Raw genomic sequence first — 17,625 nt, 5'->3', positions numbered from 1 at the left:
TTCCTGCGGCCCGAGACGGGGGGACGTAAGGTGAGCGAGCTCCGTGGATTCGACGCCCTGCTGAACGCGAGCGGCCCGGCGTCCGGAGGTCCGGCCTCAGGGGGCCCGGCTCCGGAGAGCGCGGGGGCGGCCGGCTCGGTCGCCGGAGGGCCGTACGCCGTGTCCACCGGCGGACCGGCGCAGCAGTCCGGCGACCCGATCAGTGCGGGCCCTCCGGCCGCCGGCGATCCGGGGCATCCTTTCTCGCCGGGCGATCCGGGGCACTCGTTCGTGCCAGGGGGCGGGGGGCACGCGTTCTCGCCGGGCGATCAGGGCGATCCGGGCGGAGGGCATGCCTTCTCGCCCGGCGACCCGTCGAGTGCGGATCCCTCGGTCGTGCTGACCGGCCCGCACCCGCTCGACGTGCTGGGCGCGCCGGTGGGCGGCGCTCCCGTGAGCGGCGATCCGCTCGGCGGCCCGTACGTCATCGGCCCGCAGGTCTCCGGGCCCGCGGACCCGGCCGATCCCGTCGCGCCCGGCCCGGTGGGGGCAGGGCCGTTCGACCCCGTCACCTCGGTGCCGGGCGATCCGGGGCCGACCACCGACCCGGTCGTCATCCAGCCCGGCGACCCGAACGGCTCGGGACCCTACGTGCCGGTGGACCCGGTGGGCGACCCGGTGAACACCGGTGATCCGAACGTCTCCGGCCCCTTCGTGCCTGGTGACCCCAACGGCTCCGGTCCGTACGTGCCTGGTGATCCCAACGGCTCCGGCCCGTACGTGCCTGGTGATCCGAACGGCTCGGGACCCTACGTGCCGGTGGACCCGGTGAGCACCGTGCCGGGTGACCCGGTGGTGCCGGACCCGGTGGTGTCCGACCCGAACCTTCCCGGGGTACCCGGCCCGAGCGGCTCCGGCGCAGGAGGCGCGGGATCGAACGGCGCGGGCTCTCCCGCGTTCCCCGACCTGCCAGGTTCCGGCTCGTCCGGGTTTCCCGGCCTGCCCGGCGGCGGATCCGGCTTCTCCGGCGTCCCGGGCACCGGCAGCGGTGCGGGCACATCTCCGTATCCCGGCGGGTACGGCGCCGGCCCCGCGAACCCGGGGACGACCCGCAAGGTGCGGCACCAGGCCGTGCACGACCTCGGCACGAGGATCTACAACGGCGCGGGAGCCAAGGCGGAGTCGGTGCGCAAGCAGCCCGAGAACAACCACATCGGTGCCCTCGACTGCGGGGTCGTCGGCCTGGGCATCTCCGGCAAGCACGGTGAGATGGCGGCGGCCTCGGCCGGCTACATCGAGGCGGTGCGCAGGCAGATGGAGACCTGGCGGGACGACCTGTACCTGTCCGCCCGGCTGTGGAAGTCCGAGGAGGAGGAGATGGCCGCGAAGGCCGAGGCGCTGAAGAAGAGGACGGGACGATGAGCTACGAGGGCTGGGAGTACGGGTACGTCTTCGGGGTCGCCGGGGCGACCGCCTACGCCGTCGTGAACCCGGCCCGGGCGCTGCTGATCGCCGCGGCCATCACGAGCGTGGCCTCCAAGCCGAGCAGCCTGGCCGGCGCGGGTGAGAAGTGGCGCGAGATCGCCGGGGGCATCGAGCAGATCGCCGCCGACCTCAAGAAGCAGGTCGACGGCGCCCCCGAGGAGGACTGGACCGCCGAGGACCGGACGGCGCTGGACGGGGCATCGCGCACCGTGCTCAGGAACCTCAACGAGGGCGGAGCCGTGCACCTGGACGCGGCCGCCATCATGGAGAACCTCGGCAAGCTCTCCTACCTCGGCGGCGTGACCTCCGCGCTCGCCGGGACGGTGCTCATCGGCCTGGCGATCTCGGCGACCATCGCCAAGGGCATTCCGGGCGCGAATCTCGCGGCGCAGGGCGTGGCGGAGGCGACCGCGACCGGCACCCAGATGTCGATCCGCGCCATCGTCACGAAGTTCGGTCTCGCCGCGGGCGCGGCGACCCTGGCGTACACCGCCGTGCAGGGTAAGCAGGGCGAGCTGGAGAGCCAGATCGCCGCGATGACCGGGCAGGGCAAGGCGGCCGAGCAGGTGAACCTGCCGCTGACCAACCTGCACAATTCCCCCGCGAGCGGCCTGCCCGCGACGAACGATCCCACCGGAACGACCGGCCAGAATGGAACGTACGGCCAGACCGGGACGACTGGTCAGAGCGGAACGTCCGGGCAGATCGGAACGAACGGGTATCCGGGGACCAGCGGCCACCCTGGCGCGACCATCTGATCCGCAGCCCGCTCGCCGCCCGCCTCCGGCCCGCGCACGTGTCCGGCCTGCCATCGGTACCGGGATCCGGTGGGGAGACCATCTGCGGAGGAGAGTTCCTCAGCGTCCCCGTCCGGCTTTCGCGCCTTCCTGACGCCGGCCGGCGGTCAGGGCTCCAGGCGGCGGCGGATGGCGTCGAGGTCGGACATGACCTCCTCGAACGTGCGGTTGTAGACGGCTTCGGCCTGCTTGATCTGCGCGAGCGCGGCCTCGGGGTCGCGCAGCACGTTCAGGGGGTCGTTCTCGGCGCCGAACATCTCCTCGGTGAGCTCGTTGGTCCGGCGCTCCAGGTCGCGCCCGGCCTCGTGGATCACCGTCTTGATCAGCGCCGCGAGGTCGGCCGAGGGCAGGCGCATGGCGCGGGGGTTCAGTTCCAGCTCGCGCAGCCCTTCGGTGGTGTACTCGACGGTCACCAGGCCGTCCTTGTCCGTGGCCAGCCCGACCAGCTCGGCCACGCGGCGCTGGAGCTCCTCCACCTTGGCGAGCTGCCCCTGCGCGCCGTTCAGTAGCGCGTCGATGTCGAGCCCCGCGAAGTCGCCGAAGTCGGTCACGCTAACGTCATCCTCCGTCGCCGGTACCGGCACTGCCGACGCCAGGAACCCTACAACCGCCGCCCGCGCCCGCGATCACGTGAACGCCGGCCGTCGCCGATCTTGCCGCTCCTCCAGGACTTGGTGAACAGATGCGGCGGACCGGTCGAAAGATCCACATTGCTGATAGACATCACTCGCGGCATCGGATCTTGGAGGCGGCATGACGCAGGAGCGGTACGTCACCTCGGAGGCGATCGGGAGCATCATCCACGAGATCAACGAGGACGTCCTCCCGGCGATCAAGGAGTGGCGTTCCATGATCGACAGCACCGACGTGGGCTTCCCGGGGTGGGGAGCGCTGGGCGAGGTGGTCGTCGGGCTGCGGTACACCCAGATCCAGGACGACGTGCGGGAGAAGCTCACCGAGGCCATCGCGGTGCTGGAGACCTGGACCCACCAGCTCGAAACGGCGCGGCGCAACTGGCGTACGGCCGAGGACCGCTCCACCGCCGTCTACGTCTGACCGGGCGGCACGAGCCACGGAGAGGAACCGCGCGCCATGACGCAAGCGCCCCTGGTGACCTACGCGCCGTCCCTGCGCACCGCGGGCGGCAGCGCGGTCGCCGTCCTGAACGACCTGCGCAAGGCCGCGCTGATGTCCCGGTCGCTGCTGCTGGGCTGCGCCATCGCGGGCACCGCCGTCGCGAACGTGCCCGGCATGGCGGACGCCTACAACAACTGGGAGTCGATCCACTCCCGCCTGGACACCGCGATCAAGAGCTACATTCGCAACCTCGGCGACAAGGGCAAGGACGGCTGGATCGCCGTGGACCACGACGCCTACGCCGACGCCGTCGAGCGCTATCAGGAGGCCATGGAGAGCCTGCGCGGGTACGTGAAGAACATCGCCGGCATCGTCGACGAGCTGGGCGACGCCTACCGCGCGTACTGGGTCTCGCTGGCGCGGGTCGCGGCGGTGCTGGCCGCGGTCCTGCCGATCGCCGCCGCGATGCTCGCCACCCCGTACGCCCCCGCCGGGTACGCGCGGCTCGAGGCGCTCGGCGCGCTCGCCACCCGGACGATCGCGCTGGCGACGGGCCTGCTGGCCAAGGTGGTGTCCTCGGTCGCGGGCGGCATGTCGGTGTACTTCGCCGGCAAGGGGCTCGCGCAGATGTTCAACCTGGAGCCCACGGGCGAGGCGAAGATCGACTTCCGGCAGGCGGTGATCGACACCACCGGCCTCCCCTCGTTCCAGGAGCCGCCGCCCACCCGGCCCGGGCAGCCGCCGTCGCTGCCGCCCTCGGCGGGCTTCGAGTGGCGCGAACCCAAGAAGGACCGTCCGGAGCCATATCACCCCTGATGTGCCCGGTGCCATGAGCGGAGAAGGAGCGGTGCACGTGTTCCGACCGGACGACTTCCGGCTGGCGGACCTCGATCGGGTCGTCCAGGAGAGCGAGCAGGCCGTGCGGCGCCTCACCGGCGTGTTCGACGGGCTCGCCGCCGTACGCGGCGAAGGCGAGGCGGCCGGCGGGCTGGTCAGCGCGGCGGTGGACGGCGGCGGCATGATCGAGGAGGTCGCCATCGACCCCCGGGCGATGCGGATGGACAGCGCCGCCATCGCCGCGGCCGTCACCGAAGCGGTGCGCGCCGCCCAGCAGGACGCCCAGGCCAAGAGCGCGGAGCTCCTGCGCGAGGCCACCGGCGACGAGCCGCCCTCGCTGGATCCGGCGGACGTCGGGGCCTGGATGAAGGACGTCGCCGAAGCCATGGGCGCCCCCCTGCCCCCCGACCGTCCCTGACATCCACGCGGGACCGGCTGCTGCATACGGCCCGGACGCACGCGGTCAGCCGGAGAGGCCGCGGATCCAGGTGTAGACGTCGAGGACGCCCAGGGCCAGCGGGAACAGGGCGACGATCAGGGCGAACTCCACGACGTCCCCGGCCCTGCCCCAGAACGGGGTGGGGCGGCGCTGCGGCAGGAACATGCCCATGCCCACGGCGAGGGCCGCGATGACGACCAGACCGGGGACGGTGAGCAGGGCGGCGGGCGTACCGGTGAGGCCCAGCGCCAAGAGCAGGACGATCAGCCCGGCGGCGCCGGCGCCGAACAGCCACGCGCGCTGCCCGACACCCTGGAAGACCCGGCCCCGCAGCAGCAGCGCGAGGGCCAGCACCACGAGCATGGCCCGCGCCGTCCAGCCGCCCCCGCCGAGCAGCATCAGCTCGGCGGTCAGCGCCACCAGGGAGACGCCCGCGGCCAGGCCGGTGGCGAACCGCTCGGCCTCGACGGCGCGCCGCTTCACGTCCGGCCCGTCCAGCTCCTGGTCGTCGGCGCGGAGTTCCTCGGCGTTGCGCGGCGCGGACGGCAGTGGCAGCCGGGCCAGCCGGAAGGAGAGGGTGGGGATCAGCGGCGTGCAGGCGAGCACGACCGCGACCACGAGTGCGGCCACGCCCGGCGCGGGCGGGCCCCAGACCATCACGATCGCCGCGCCGACGGCTCCGGCCATCGCGGCCGTCATGATCCCGAAGAAGTTCGGCAGCCCTTCGGCGACGGCCCAGCCCGCGACGGTGGCGGCGAGCGCGGTCATGGCGAAGGCCGCCAGCAGGTTGGGCGCGCCGAACAGCGGCATGCCGACGTCGCGCGCGGGGGCGAGCAGCCCGGCGAGGAACGCGTACGGCAGGGCGGTGTAGCCGGCGACCGCGCCGGCCCCGGCGTCCCCGAGGGCCCGCGACAGCGCGGCGCCGGCGCCGATGAGCAGGACGGTCAGCGTGGCCGCCAGGATCAGCGTGATGGTCCAGGGCGGCCCGGAGACGCTGAGCGCGAGGGCGCCGGAGACCAGGGACGCCGCGCCGACGGCGAGTCCGGTAGCGCGGGTGTGCCGCGGCTGCCAGCGGCCCGACCGCTCCTTGATGCCGGTGGCGATGGTGTCGGCCACGTCGTCGAAGACGGCCTCGGGCAGCTCGGAGGTGCGGGGGAGCAGGTAGAGGACCTCGCCGTCCAGCACGCCGAGGGCGTTCATGCTGGCGTCCAGCTGCAGCGCCCGGCCGCCGACCCGCTGGAGCACCCAGCCGGTGGTGGACAGCACGCTCTCGTCACCGCCCTCCCCGGCGGCGGCCAGCACGCCCGGCAGCACGTGCGCGAGGGGCAGGTCGGAGGGGACGGCCAGGTCGATGCGCTTGCGCGGGGTCACGATGGTGACCCGGGTCATCGCGACGGCCGTCCCCGGGGCACGCAGGACCGCGGGCTTGGGCCGGCCGTTCATGACGTCCAGCGCGCCTCCGGCGCCTCCCGCCCCGCCCGGCGGGCCGGACACGGGGTTGAGCGTCACACCGTCTCCATGAGGAAGCCGCTTCCTTGGCGGAGCGGAGGCGTCACTGCGATCACAAGGCTTACCGTATCGGGCTCGTCCGCGACGCGAGGGAGGGATGAGTACCTTGTGGGGATCTCGGGTGGATAGCGAAGGTTTTGTGGTTCCGGGGCGCCCGAATGATCCACGTTCGCTACGGTGGGCTGGTTCGTCATGCACCTCGTGACCATGGAGCGACGTGGGCATAGTCGTCATCCGGCGACCCGAGCGCCGGCCGCCTCCGGCACCGCCGCGGGGCGAGATCCTGCTGGAGTCGCCGCCGGAGATCCCCGAGACGATGTCCGGGGGCTTCATGCAGATCCTCACCTTCCTGCCGATGGCGGCGGGCGGCGCCGCGATGGCCCTGATGTTCACCGGGGGCGGCGGCGGCAGCCCGATCATGTACGTGGCCAGCGGCATGTTCGCCCTGTCCATGGTCGGCATGAGCATGAGCCAGCTCGGCCGGGCCTCCGGCGAGCGCAAGATGCGGCTGAACGGCCTGCGGCGCGACTACTTCCGCTACCTGTCCCAGACCAGGGCCAAGGTCCGCAAGGCCGTGCGCCGCCAGCGCGAGGCGCTCGACTGGAACGGCCCCGACCCCGGCTCGCTGTGGTCGGTGGCCATGGGACCACGGCTGTGGGAGCGCAGGCCCCGCGACGGCGACTTCGCGGCCGTGCGCGTCGGCACCGGCACCCAGCGGCTGGCCGTCCAGCTCATCCCGCCGGACGCCAAGCCGGTGGAGGACCTCGACGCCATGTCGGCAGGGGCGCTGCGCCGCTTCATCCGTGCGCACTCCACCGTGGACGACCTGCCGATCGCCATGGCCCTGCACTCCTTCGCCCGCATCCTGCCCGCCGGCGACCCGGCCACCGTCCGCGACCTGGTGCGGGCGCTGATCGCCCAGCTCGTGGTCTTCCACTCCCCGGACGACATGCGGGTGGCCGTCTGCGCGAGCAAGGAGTGGATGGCGCAGTGGGAGTGGGTCAAGTGGCTGCCGCACGCCCTGCACCCGGAGGAGTCGGACGCCGCGGGCCCGGTACGGCTGATGGCCGGCGACCTGCGGGACCTCGACCGGCTGCTCGGCGGCGAGCTGAAGGACCGCGGCCGCTTCCGGCAGGGCGTCTCGCCTGAGTCGCTGCCCTACCACGTGGTCATCGTGGACGGCGGGCACGTCCCGCAGGACTCCCCGCTCGGCGCGGACGCCATCCAGGGCGTCACCGTCATCGACCTCAGCGGCTCCACCTCGCTGGTCGAGGAAGGCGTCACGCTACGGCTGGAGGTGCTGCCCGACCGGTTCAACCGCGTCCAGCTCGACCACGCCGGCAAGGAGGTGATCACCGGGCTCGGCCGCCCCGACCGGCTGTCGTTCCTGCAGGCCGACGGGCTGGCCCGCCAGCTCGCGCCGCTGCGCGTCTCCACCGCCAAGAGCGGCGAGGGCCAGGACGTGCTGTCCTCCAACATGACCCTCTCTGACCTGCTCGGCATCGCCGACCCGCGCCGCCTGGACATCGCGGCGCTGTGGCGTCCCCGCGCCGCGCGCAACCGGCTGCGGGTGCCGATCGGGCTCGGCGCCGACGGGCGCATGGTGGAGCTGGACATCAAGGAGTCCGCGCAGGGCGGCATGGGCCCGCACGGCCTGGTCATCGGCGCGACCGGATCGGGCAAGAGCGAGCTGGTGCGCACCCTGGTGCTCGGGCTGGCCACCACCCACTCCTCGGAGATCCTCAACTTCGTCCTGGTCGACTTCAAGGGCGGCGCGACGTTCCTCGGCATGGAGTCGCTGCCGCACGTCTCGGCGGTCATCACCAACCTGGAGGACGAGCTCCCGCTGGTGGACCGCATGTACGACGCGCTGCACGGCGAGATGGTGCGCCGCCAGGAGTTGCTGCGCGCGGCGGGCAACTACGCATCGCTGCGCGACTACGAACGGGCCAGGGAACAGGGCGCCGACCTGCGCCCGCTGCCGACGCTGTTCGTCGTACTGGACGAGTTCAGCGAGCTGTTGTCGGCCAAACCCGACTTCATCGACCTGTTCGTCATGATCGGCCGGCTCGGCCGGTCGCTCGGCGTCCACCTGCTGCTCGCCTCGCAGCGGCTGGAGGAGGGCCGCCTGCGCGGCCTGGACACCCACCTGTCGTACCGCATCGGCCTGCGCACGTTCTCCGCCATGGAGAGCCGGGTCGTGCTCGGCGTCGCCGACGCCTACGAACTGCCCTCCGCCCCCGGCAACGGCTACCTGAAGTTCGACACCAGCGGCATGACGAGGTTCAAGGCGGCCTACGTGTCCGGGCCGCACACTGAGGAGAGCCGCCAGGAACGGCGCGCCGGCGCCGAGCAGCGGCAGGTCGTCCTGTACGGCCCGGCCTACGTCCCCCCGCCGGTCGCCCCGGCGCCACCGGAGCCCGAGCCGGAGGCCGCCGTGGCCGCGCGCGACAGCCTGCTGGACATCATGGTCCGCCAGTTCGAGGGGTACGGCCCGCCCGCGCACCGCATCTGGCTGCCGCCGCTGGCCGACCCGCTGACCCTCAGCCACCTGCTCCCGCCGCTGAGCATCACCCCCGAGTACGGCCTGACCACCGCAGGATGGGCCGGGCGGGGCAGGCTGCGCGCCGTGCTCGGCATCGTGGACAAGCCGTTCGAGCAGCGCCGCGACCCGCTCGCCGTCGACCTGTCCGGCGCGGCCGGCCACCTGGCCGTCGTGGGGTCGCCGCAGAGCGGCAAGAGCACGCTGCTGCGCGCGCTGATCACCTGCCTCGCCCTCACCCACACCCCGCGCGAAGTGCAGTTCTACTGCCTGGACTTCGGCGGCGGCACCCTCGGCTCGCTGGAGGGCCTCCCGCACGTCGGCGGCGTCGCCAACCGCATGGACGGCGACCGCGTACGCCGCACCGTCGCCGAGGTGACCGTCCTGCTGCAGGAGCGCGAGCGCGAGTTCGCCGAGCGCGGCATCGACTCCATGGCCACCTACCGCCGCGAGGTCGCCGAGGGGCGGATCACCGGCAACCGGTTCGGAGACGTGTTCCTGGTCGTCGACGGCTGGCTCACCGTGCGCCAGGAGTTCGACTCGCTGGAGCCGACCATCACCGACCTGGCCGCCCGCGGCCTCGGCTACGGCATCCACGTGGTCGCCGCCACCAACAAGTGGTCGGAGTTCCGGCCCGGCATCCGCGACCTGTTCGGCTCACGGCTGGAGCTGAAGCTCGGCGACGCCTACGAGTCAGAGGTCAACCGCAAGACCGCCATGGCGGTGCCGGAGGGCGTCCCCGGCCGCGGCCTCACCCGCGACGGGCTGCACTTCCTCGGCGCGCTGCCGCGCATCGACGGCGTACGCACGGCCGACGACCTCGCGGTGGGCGTCCGCGCCCTGGTGGACGGCGTCCGCGAGGCGTGGCACGCCGAGCCGGCCCCGCGCGTGCGGCTGCTGCCGTCCATGCTGCCGGTGGCCGCGCTGCCCGGTGTGGAGCAGACCGGCAGGCGCATCCCCATCGGCATCGACGAGGCCACCCTGTCGCCGGTCATGGCCGAGTTCGACGTGGACCCGCACCTGACCGTCCTCGGCGACACCGAGAGCGGCAAGTCCAACCTGCTGCGGCTGGTCGCCGAGGGCGTGGTCGCCCGGCACGCCCCCGCCGAGGCGCGGCTCATCGTCATCGACTACCGCCGCTCGCTGCTGGACGCCGCCTACACCGAGCACCGCATCGGGTACGCCGCCTCCAGCACCACGGCCGCCGAGATGGTCGCCGAGGCGCGTGAAGCGCTGGTCAAGCGGCTCCCGCCGGCCGACCTCACCCCCGACCAGCTCCGCGCCCGCAACTGGTGGCAGGGCGCCGACCTGTACTTCGTGGTCGACGACTACGACCTGGTGGCCACCGGGACCAACCCGCTCGCCCCGCTGCTGGACCTGCTGCCGCAGGCCCGCGACATCGGCCTGCACCTGGTGCTGTCCAGAGCGATGGGCGGCGCCGGGCGCGCGATGTTCGACCCGGTCATGCAGCGGCTGAAGGACATGGCCAGCCCCGCCGTTGTACTGTCCGGCGACCGGGACGAGGGCGTGCTGTTCGGCGTGCGCCCGCACCCGTTGCCGCCGGGCCGGGCCTACTACGTGGACCGCAGATCCGGCTCCCGGCTGATCCAGACCGCCTTCCTCCCGCCGTCACCGCCGCAGCCCTCGAAGTGAGCCCGGCCCCGGCCCCCGGACGGCCGGGCTGCGGAATACGGCGGGAACGGGCGGCGAGGCTCCGTCCGGCGGTGCGTGAGCGCTGCCTCCTGGCTCGGCGGCGGGAGCCGTACTGCGGCCGCGGGCGGAGAAGTCGGGCGGCGCTGCGGTGGCCGTCGTTCCCGAGGCACGCGAGGCCACGATCGAGCCTGCCACCGGAATCCGGTCCGGCCACCACAGGGAGCGGCTCGGCTTCCACGTGGCACCGCCGGCTTCTACCTGAGGCCGCCCCGGCTTCGATACGGGAGCGGTCCGGCTTCCGCTGGGGAGCGTCCGGCGTCCTCGGCGGGTCGGCAGGGGGCCGGACGGTGCGTCGTACGTCCAGCCTTGGACTGATCGGTTCGGTTTCGTGCGGAATTCGAGTGAGATCTCCACTCGTGTACGCGTGTGCTGGATATGATCACGGGTTGGCGGTTCCGGGTGGGACGCCCGCCGGGGACCGAGCCGAGCGGATCGTCCTGGCCGACGGCGGAGGGAGCCGGCCCCGGTGAGTCTCGATGTGAACTACGACGCGCTGGCGAAGCTCCGCGTGGCGGTCAACACGCAGGCAGGGCGGCTCGCGGGGATCGGAGACGACTTCCCCGCCAGGCAGGCGGCGTCCTCCTCGCTGTTCGGCACCCTCACGGGCGCGGCCGAGCTGGCCGCCGCGATCGGCTCGGTCGAACGCCACGTGGACGAGGAGCTGGGCGTGGTCAAGACCCGCCTGGACGGCGTCGAGCGCGCCCTGGACACCGTCGAGACCAACGTCAGGAACGCCGAGCACGGCACCGAGGGCGGCCTGCCCAAGGTGGCGCAGGTGTGACCGACCTCGACGCGGTGGCCGCGCTCCCCGGCGGCGACGAACTGGCCGGGCTGTTGCGCAGGACCGACGGCGACCCGGGCGCGGTGGAGGCGATCGCCCGGCGCTGGCGGGCCGCCGCCACCGGATCGGCCGGCCACCTCGAGACCCTGGGCAGGGCGCTGACCCGGATGGACGCCGCCTGGGAGGGCGCCTCCGCCGACGCCTTCGTCCTCTACATGCGACGGTACGGCCGCGCAGGCGAGGCGTTGCACGACGCGCTCACCGGCTGCACGGGCAGCCTGGACACGGCCGCGGGCGCGGTGCGGACGGCCAGGACGAACGTCGGCCGGCTGTGCGACGACCTGCTGACCTGGGTGGCCGACTACCGCCGCCGCAACCCCGAGGCCACCGACGAGCAGCTCGCGCCCGGCATCCGCGAGCAGGTGGGGCTGGCCGTCCACCGGGCCAGGGAACAGGTCGAGACGGCCGAATCGGCGCTGTCGACCGCGCGCACCGCCATCGGCGGGCACCTGAAGCAGGCGGTGCCGACCTTCGCGAGCATCCCCGCCGCCGACCGCCAGACATTCGTCCCCACCGACGGCCGGGCCACCGGATGGCGGCCGACGCCGCCGCACGAGCAGCGCACCACCACCCTGGCAGGGACCTCGGACGGCTCCTCCAACGGGTCCAGCGGGTCCGGTGGCTCCGGTGGCGGTGGCTCCGGGGGTTCCGGAGGCGGGGCCGCCGGCCGCGCCATCCCGTTCGAGGTCGTCGGGAACGGCACCGGCGCCGACATCGTCGCCGCCGCCCGCAGCCACCTGGGCCGGCCGTACGTGTGGGGCGCCGACGGGCCGGACGCCTTCGACTGCAGCGGCCTGGTCCACGTGTCCCTCAACGAGGCCGGTATCAAGATCGGCGACAACACCGCGGCCGGGTACCAGGCCAGCGGCAGACCGATCTCCGGCCCGCCGCAGCCCGGCGACATCGTGTTCTTCGGTGACCCGCCCGACCACTGCGGCATCTACATCGGCGACGGCAAGATGATCGCCGCCCCGCACGCCGGAGAGGTCGTCCGGGTCCAGAACGTCGCCGGCAAGGAACCGATCACCTTCCGGAGGTTCACCTGACCTCCCACCCACCCTCCCCACCCGGCGACGCATGACCGACATCGACGCCGTGGCGGCGCTGCCCGGGGGTGCGGAACTGGCCGGGCTGGCCCGCGAGGTGCAGGGCGACCCGGCCGCGATCCGCGAGATCGCCCGCCGCTGGCGCACGGCCGGCGGCCACACCGTGGAACGGCTCAACGCGCTCGGCACCGCCCTGTCCCGGGTGGACGCCGCGTGGAAGGGCGATTCGGCCGACGCCTTCGTCGGGTACATGCGCCGGTACGGGCGGGCCGGCGACGCGTTGAGCGGCGCGCTCGCCTCGTGCGCCGACAGCCTGGACGCGGCGGCGCAGGCCGTGGAGACGGCGCGGCGCAACGTCCACGGGGCGTGCGACGACCTGCTCGCGTGGGTGGCCGAGTACCGCCGGCGCAACCACGGCGTCCCGGAGAAGGACCTGGAGCCCGGCATCTCCCAGCAGGCCGGCGCGTACACGACACTGGCCCGCGGATACGCCGGCACCGCCGAGACCGCGCTGACCACCGCGCGCACCGACATCGCCCGATGGCTCAAGGAGGCGACGCCCACGTTCGCCGACATCCCGCCGGCCGCTGACCAGGAGTTCGTCCCCCGCGACGGCCGCGCCACCGGATGGGTTCCGGTGCCCAAGCGTGAGTACGACGGGTACTTCGGCCGCGGCACCTATGCCCAGTCCGGCGGAGACGGCGGGGGAGGCTTCGGCGGGTACGGGCCGAGCGGCCCGCCGCCTCCGGGCGGCGGCCCCGCGCCGCAGGGCCAGGTGGCCGACTGGATCCAGCAGGCGATCGAGATCCTCAAGGCGCAGGGCTATCCCGTGGAGAAGATGAACCCGAACGACATCTGGCTGATCATCCGGCACGAGTCGGGTGGGAACCCGCACGCGATCAACAACTGGGACTCCAACGCCGCGGCCGGACATCCGTCCAAGGGCCTGATGCAGACCATCGACCCCACCTTCGACAGGTGGTCGCTGCCCGGGCACCGCGACATCTACGACCCGGTGGACAACATCATCGCAGGCGTGCGGTACGCCATCGAGCGCTACGGGTCGGTCTCCAACGTCCCCGGTGTCGTCGGCACGAAGAACGGCACCGGCTACCGCGGCTACTGATTCACTGTTCCCCGCAGCGCGGGCAGCGCCGGACCACGCGCTTCTCCCGTGCCCGCCAGTTCAGCACCGCTTCTCCCGTGCCCGCTCAGGCGGGCCTCCTTGGCGACGGCGTCGTGACCGCGTCGCGGCGAGGCGCGGCGCCATCCCTTATGCGTCACCTCCGTGTCCTGATATCCACAGCTCGCGGGAACGGCGGACCAGAGCCCGGCCGATGACCTAGCGTGGCAGAGGAGTTACTCATCGTGTAAGACCTGATTCTTGAGGCGGTGTCTCTCATGCCCCAGCGGCAGACGTTGTTGAAGGTGTTGCTGACCAAGCGTCATCAGGAGACGCATCGGGCGTTCTGCCTGGAGTACGACAAGGTGGCGCGGAGCATCGACCGGCGGTTGATCGGGTCGTCGCCGAGCCGTGAGGCGTTCGGCCGGTGGATGAAGGGCCACCTGAAGACCAAGCCACAGGCCGATCACTGCCGGGTGCTGGAGCGGATGTTCCCCGGGCACACCGTTGCGGAACTGCTCGCGCCGTACGACCCTGGGGGTAACGGCTCCGGCGTCGCACCGACGCCCTCCACTCCCCGGGAGGCGGCCACGAACCGGCGAGAAGTCTTCCACCTCGGCGCCACCACCATGGCCCTCGGCCTCACCGACTCCCTCTGGCGCGGCCCCGACCTGCTCGAACAGGCCATCGATGCCACCTCCGCAGGCGAGGAGCGCATCGTGTTCCTCGAGGCCGAGGCGGACCGGCTGGGGCAGCGCATCGAGAAGGTCATGCCCGTCACCCTGCTGCCCGAGACCTTGCTGCACCTCACCAGCATCCGCGAGTTGCTGGGACGGCGACAGCCGATCGAAGCGCAACGACGCCTGGCACGAGTGGCCGCACGGCTCTCCCTCGTCGTTGGAGAGATCCTCTTCAACCTCTACCACTTCCCGCTGGCTCGCCGTTGGTACGCAACGGCCGGCCGGGCCGCTGACGAGGCGGGCGACAGGTATCTGTCTGATCTCGCGTTGGCCAGCACCACGTTGATCCCGATCTACTCCGGTGAGCCCAGAGGCGCGCTGGCCCTCGTCACCCCGCGCCTTGAACAGGCCACAGGAGCGACCCCCGCTCTCGCCTGGATGTGGGGTTTCGCGGCTCTCGCCCACGCATCCCTCGGAGATCGCACCGCATTCGAGCGGGCGATCAACCGGAGCCGGAACACGCTGGACCGGTGCTCATCCGAGATGGTCCAACCGGGAATCCTCTCGTTCCAGCCCGAGAGGCAGGCGTTCTATGAAGCGCGCGGGTGGGCCGATCTGGGCAATGCGGATGGCGCCGCGAGCGCGACTGTTCGGGCGCTCGCTGTCTACGATCCAACGATCTCCAGCGATCCGGCGCTGGTGCGCTTCGCCCACGCGACCGCGCTCGCCAAGGCCGGTGAAGTCGAGGAAGCCTGCCGCCTTGCGACGTTCGCGCTACGGGATCCGAATACGCTGCCGATCACCAGCGTCGTGGTGCGCGCTTACGAGTTCGACGCGTTGCTGGGTGACCTCGGCTCCACGACCGCCGACTGGCGTGAAGCCCTGGCCGACATCCGTCCTCCCGACCCTTCCACCCTTACCGATCTGGGACGCGGCAGAGCCTAGAGACGGGCGCGTCCAGCCGAGAACCAGGCGAGCGGCGGTGCCGTCGCCGGCTCAGTCGCTGATTGCCGGCCACTGCGCGGGACACCTTGCTGCATGTTGCACGCGGCGCTTCCGCAACCTCGGCGAGGACACGATGCACAGCCGTCTCCATGTGCGCTCGCCGTCCCTGCACGTGCGCTGCACTCCGGCTAGCCCTCTCCGGGAGGGGGACTTGGCTCAAATCGTCGTCAGTGGGCAACACCCTACGGCTTCTGCGATGGAAGTCTCCGTGATCATGTGGATACTAGGTGGCGCAGCGGCACTCACTGAGATTATGTGGGGGCGCAACCTGTTCCGGCCAGACGTGGAGGCGAAGATGGCGCAGCAATCCCGTTACCCGGACCCTCGCCGCAAGCTCGCCGTCGCCGCCCTCCTCACGCTTCTTGCGCTCACCGCCTGCACGACTGACAACGGGCCCACAGCCACCCAAGCTGGGCAAACTCTAAAAAATCACGTCCTTCAGTTGCTTGCAGAACGTGATGCGTCAAATGTGAGGGTAATCGATCCCGGTGGCAGAGACCTGCCGTGTGGAGATGGGAAAGCGAGACGAACATTCTCGGCTACTGGAATGGATGTGTCCAAGGGGAGCAGTCAATATGTTCTCCGGACTGCGATGCTCGGAGCTTTGGAACGTGTAGGTCACTACAAGATCGTAGGGCAGCCTCGAACGACTGAAGCGGTGCGTGTTGCTGATGCGTCTAGTAAAACTATTCTTACTATAGATTCTCCCGAAAATGGTGTCTATTCCATTTCGGGTGAGACGGAGTGTCTTCGCGCCGCCTGATCAGTTGAAGTACTCTGCTTGCGCCTCGGCGCTCGTCTTACCTCCATTGAACAGATCCGCAAGCTTCTTTGCCGAATTGGCCAATGAGGGGTGCTCGCTTCCTAGTCCGTTGTCTATGAACCAGCCGTCAAGGGCTACGATTCCATTCCTTCCCGACTTGAGAATCTCGGTGAATGGACGCAAGTGGCCGCGTTCGTCGGCGAGGGCCACGTTCGATGAGTCTGCCCCATGGTAGTCGCGTGGTGAAACCTGAGCCCTAACTCCTGCATCCATGAGAGACTGTGCTACCGCATGCCGCTGAACTAGGGTCACTTGTTTTTCGGTCGTTTCGATCTTCTCGATCTCCTTGACCTCGTCCGACTTGAACGTATCAATGGCCGACCATGCGGTGCTAAGGGCTGTCCATGTTACCGGTATGGACTCGAAGGGTGGGACCAGGCCGGCTACTCCCATTCCGGTACCGATAGCAAAGCTTCTTACCTTATCGAACTCTTCTGCTGCGTCATCTATGGTGCGGGCATAGGTCTTGCGGGCTGCTAATTGAAGTCCCCGCACATTGCCGAGTGCCGCGAAGGTCTCCTCTAGTTGAAGAGCTGGTTGGCGCTGCGAAACTTCGGATACCGCTTTCTGGGTCACCCGGGCGGTTAGGAAGTCCATCCCCACCTGAAATGGGGCTTGATGATCGAGCTTGTCGGTGAAAGTTTTGATGAACTTGTAGGTGTCCTCAGGGCTGAGTCGGAATTTGGGTGCTAGTCCAGGAAGCTGAGACTTAATGCTGCCGAAAGCGCTGGGGAGCAATTGGTTGGCGTCGCCGAGATTGGCGCCCTCGGTGATCTCTGTGGCGTAGGAGCCGGCGATCTCTGCGAGGTGTACGCGGGTGGCATCGCCGATTTTGAGGTCGTCGATGGTGGTCATGATGGTGTAGGCGTAGTGGGCGGCGTCTTTGGTGTGGTTGCCGTCTGTTTCGTCGTAGGCGCCGGAGGCGGCGGCGAGCATGCGTCCGAAGGCGTCGGCTTCGCCGTCGGTGGCGTAGGGGCCGCTGGTGTGGTTGGTGAACTCGGTGAGCCACTTCTTCAGCTTGGCCTGGTCGGCGGGGTGGCCGACGGCCGCGTTGATGGCCAGGCGGGCGGCGGAGGGGTTGTTGCCCAGGGCGTAGAGATAGCCCGCCTCCACGGTCCGGGGGGTTGCCAGTCCTCGGGCGGCCAGCACCTGGGCCAGCCACTGCGCCGGGAACGCGCCGGCGCTCAGCAGCAGGCTGCCGCCGAACGCCTCTCTGGCCCCCAGTTCCGGGCGGCGCAGCGCGTCGCTGATCTGTGTCATGCCGGGCGAGTGGGTTGCGGCCGACAGGGCGGTGGCGAAGGCCTGGCTCACCGTGCGGATGATCTCGTCGTCGGGGCGCGGTGGCGCGAGCGTCGCCTCCTCGGGGCGGCCGAGTTGCTCGCGCAGCACGATGGGGAGTTGCAGAGCCTCATCCGTGCCTAGGGCGGTGAAGAACGCGGCGGTGTAGGCGGGGTCGTGCACGTGCTCGGCGAGGGTGTCGAGAACCTGCTGGTACTGCTGCTGCCGGTCCAGGTTGAGAATGCCACCGTCGATCTTTGTGTACTGCTCTGCGAGTTGCCTGCCCAGGCGCTGCGCCTCCGCGGCCGGCAGCACCGTCTTCTCCTGGTACGGCACCAGGGCGGCTGCCCCGGCAGGGGACCAGTTGGGGAGGGTTGCGGTGTTCCGGGCGATCTGGAGGCGGCGGCGGAGGTCGGGGAGGTGGTCGTCGATCCAGCGTTCGACCTCGGCG

At 71.1% G+C, this 17,625-nt stretch carries 14 protein-coding genes; 11 read left to right on the top strand and 3 right to left on the bottom strand.

Annotated elements, in window-relative coordinates:
• The first annotated feature begins 30 nt into the window (after positions 1-30).
• On the top strand, positions 31-1,401 hold the full coding sequence (locus tag IEY93_RS32615) for a hypothetical protein (protein ID WP_189167019.1): 1,371 nt from the start codon (positions 31-33) through the stop codon (positions 1,399-1,401).
• Positions 1,398-2,222, top strand: coding sequence for a hypothetical protein (locus IEY93_RS32610; RefSeq protein WP_189167018.1), 825 nt, complete (start codon positions 1,398-1,400; stop codon positions 2,220-2,222). Before IEY93_RS32615 ends, IEY93_RS32610 begins: the two co-directional genes overlap by 4 nt.
• A 146-nt stretch (positions 2,223-2,368) precedes the next feature.
• On the opposite strand, the gene IEY93_RS32605 is transcribed toward IEY93_RS32610, so the two are convergent.
• Positions 2,369-2,812, bottom strand: a complete 444-nt coding sequence (locus tag IEY93_RS32605) for a YbaB/EbfC family nucleoid-associated protein (protein WP_189167017.1) — start codon at positions 2,810-2,812, stop codon at positions 2,369-2,371.
• A 202-nt stretch (positions 2,813-3,014) separates the two neighbouring features.
• On the opposite strand from IEY93_RS32605, the gene IEY93_RS32600 reads away from it, so the two are divergent.
• The 3 genes from IEY93_RS32600 to IEY93_RS32590 are packed head-to-tail and all read left to right on the top strand — an operon-like array spanning position 3,015 to position 4,593.
• On the top strand, positions 3,015-3,317 hold the full coding sequence (locus IEY93_RS32600; protein WP_189167016.1) for a hypothetical protein: 303 nt from the start codon (positions 3,015-3,017) through the stop codon (positions 3,315-3,317).
• A gap of 36 nt (positions 3,318-3,353) precedes the next feature.
• Positions 3,354-4,154 (top strand): hypothetical protein, encoded by an 801-nt coding sequence (locus tag IEY93_RS32595; RefSeq protein ID WP_189167015.1) that lies wholly within the window; start codon positions 3,354-3,356, stop codon positions 4,152-4,154.
• 37 nt (positions 4,155-4,191) lie between these two features.
• Positions 4,192-4,593, top strand: a complete 402-nt coding sequence (locus IEY93_RS32590) for a YbaB/EbfC family nucleoid-associated protein (RefSeq protein WP_189167014.1) — start codon at positions 4,192-4,194, stop codon at positions 4,591-4,593.
• Positions 4,594-4,638: 45 nt separating this feature from the next.
• Here the strand turns inward: IEY93_RS32590 and eccD are convergent, their stop codons facing one another.
• Positions 4,639-6,123, bottom strand: coding sequence for a type VII secretion integral membrane protein EccD (eccD, locus tag IEY93_RS32585; RefSeq protein ID WP_229691666.1), 1,485 nt, complete (start codon positions 6,121-6,123; stop codon positions 4,639-4,641).
• 217 nt (positions 6,124-6,340) lie between these two features.
• Between eccD and eccCa the strand changes: the two genes are divergently transcribed.
• The 6 genes from eccCa to IEY93_RS32555 all read left to right on the top strand — a co-directional run bounded on the left by eccCa (position 6,341) and on the right by IEY93_RS32555 (position 15,836).
• Positions 6,341-10,318: a type VII secretion protein EccCa gene (eccCa, locus tag IEY93_RS32580; RefSeq protein ID WP_189167013.1), complete on the top strand. Its 3,978-nt coding sequence runs from the start codon at positions 6,341-6,343 to the stop codon at positions 10,316-10,318.
• 526 nt (positions 10,319-10,844) lie between these two features.
• Positions 10,845-11,159, top strand: a complete 315-nt coding sequence (locus IEY93_RS32575; protein WP_189167012.1) for a hypothetical protein — start codon at positions 10,845-10,847, stop codon at positions 11,157-11,159.
• The gene (locus IEY93_RS32570; RefSeq protein ID WP_189167011.1) at positions 11,156-12,265 is read left to right on the top strand and encodes a bifunctional WXG100 family type VII secretion target/C40 family peptidase; all 1,110 of its coding nucleotides are present in this window, start codon (positions 11,156-11,158) and stop codon (positions 12,263-12,265) included. Before IEY93_RS32575 ends, IEY93_RS32570 begins: the two co-directional genes overlap by 4 nt.
• A 31-nt stretch (positions 12,266-12,296) precedes the next feature.
• A complete protein-coding gene (locus IEY93_RS32565; protein WP_203968023.1) occupies positions 12,297-13,391 on the top strand; it encodes a transglycosylase SLT domain-containing protein in 1,095 nt (364 codons plus the stop codon).
• Positions 13,392-13,666: 275 nt separating this feature from the next.
• Entirely contained in the window at positions 13,667-15,013 is a 1,347-nt protein-coding gene (locus IEY93_RS32560) for an NsdA family TPR-like regulatory protein (RefSeq protein ID WP_229691665.1), read from the top strand.
• Between the two features lie 211 nt (positions 15,014-15,224).
• Positions 15,225-15,836, top strand: a complete 612-nt coding sequence (locus IEY93_RS32555) for a hypothetical protein (RefSeq protein WP_189167009.1) — start codon at positions 15,225-15,227, stop codon at positions 15,834-15,836.
• Here the strand turns inward: IEY93_RS32555 and IEY93_RS32550 are convergent.
• Positions 15,837-17,625, bottom strand: a 1,789-nt coding sequence (locus tag IEY93_RS32550; RefSeq protein WP_189167008.1) for a DUF6571 family protein, incomplete at its 5' end; no start/stop codon positions are given. It abuts the gene before it with no gap.

Origin of the sequence: Sphaerisporangium melleum (genome assembly GCF_014646695.1) — a bacterium.
In the GTDB taxonomy this organism is placed as follows: Bacteria; Actinomycetota; Actinomycetes; order Streptosporangiales; family Streptosporangiaceae; genus Sphaerisporangium; species Sphaerisporangium melleum.
The sequence above is the reverse complement of the archived record's forward strand: the minus strand, read 5'-3'. Positions and strand labels throughout refer to the sequence as shown.

Excerpts from the sequence above, each read along its gene's own strand:
- IEY93_RS32610 (WP_189167018.1), top strand. The coding sequence starts at position 1,398 with ATGAGCTACGAGGGCTGGGAGTACGGGTACGTCTTCGGGGTCGCCGGG.
- IEY93_RS32600 (WP_189167016.1), top strand. The coding sequence starts at position 3,015 with ATGACGCAGGAGCGGTACGTCACCTCGGAGGCGATCGGGAGCATCATC.
- IEY93_RS32595 (WP_189167015.1), top strand. The coding sequence starts at position 3,354 with ATGACGCAAGCGCCCCTGGTGACCTACGCGCCGTCCCTGCGCACCGCG.
- IEY93_RS32565 (WP_203968023.1), top strand. The coding sequence starts at position 12,297 with ATGACCGACATCGACGCCGTGGCGGCGCTGCCCGGGGGTGCGGAACTG.
- IEY93_RS32560 (WP_229691665.1), top strand. The coding sequence starts at position 13,667 with ATGCCCCAGCGGCAGACGTTGTTGAAGGTGTTGCTGACCAAGCGTCAT.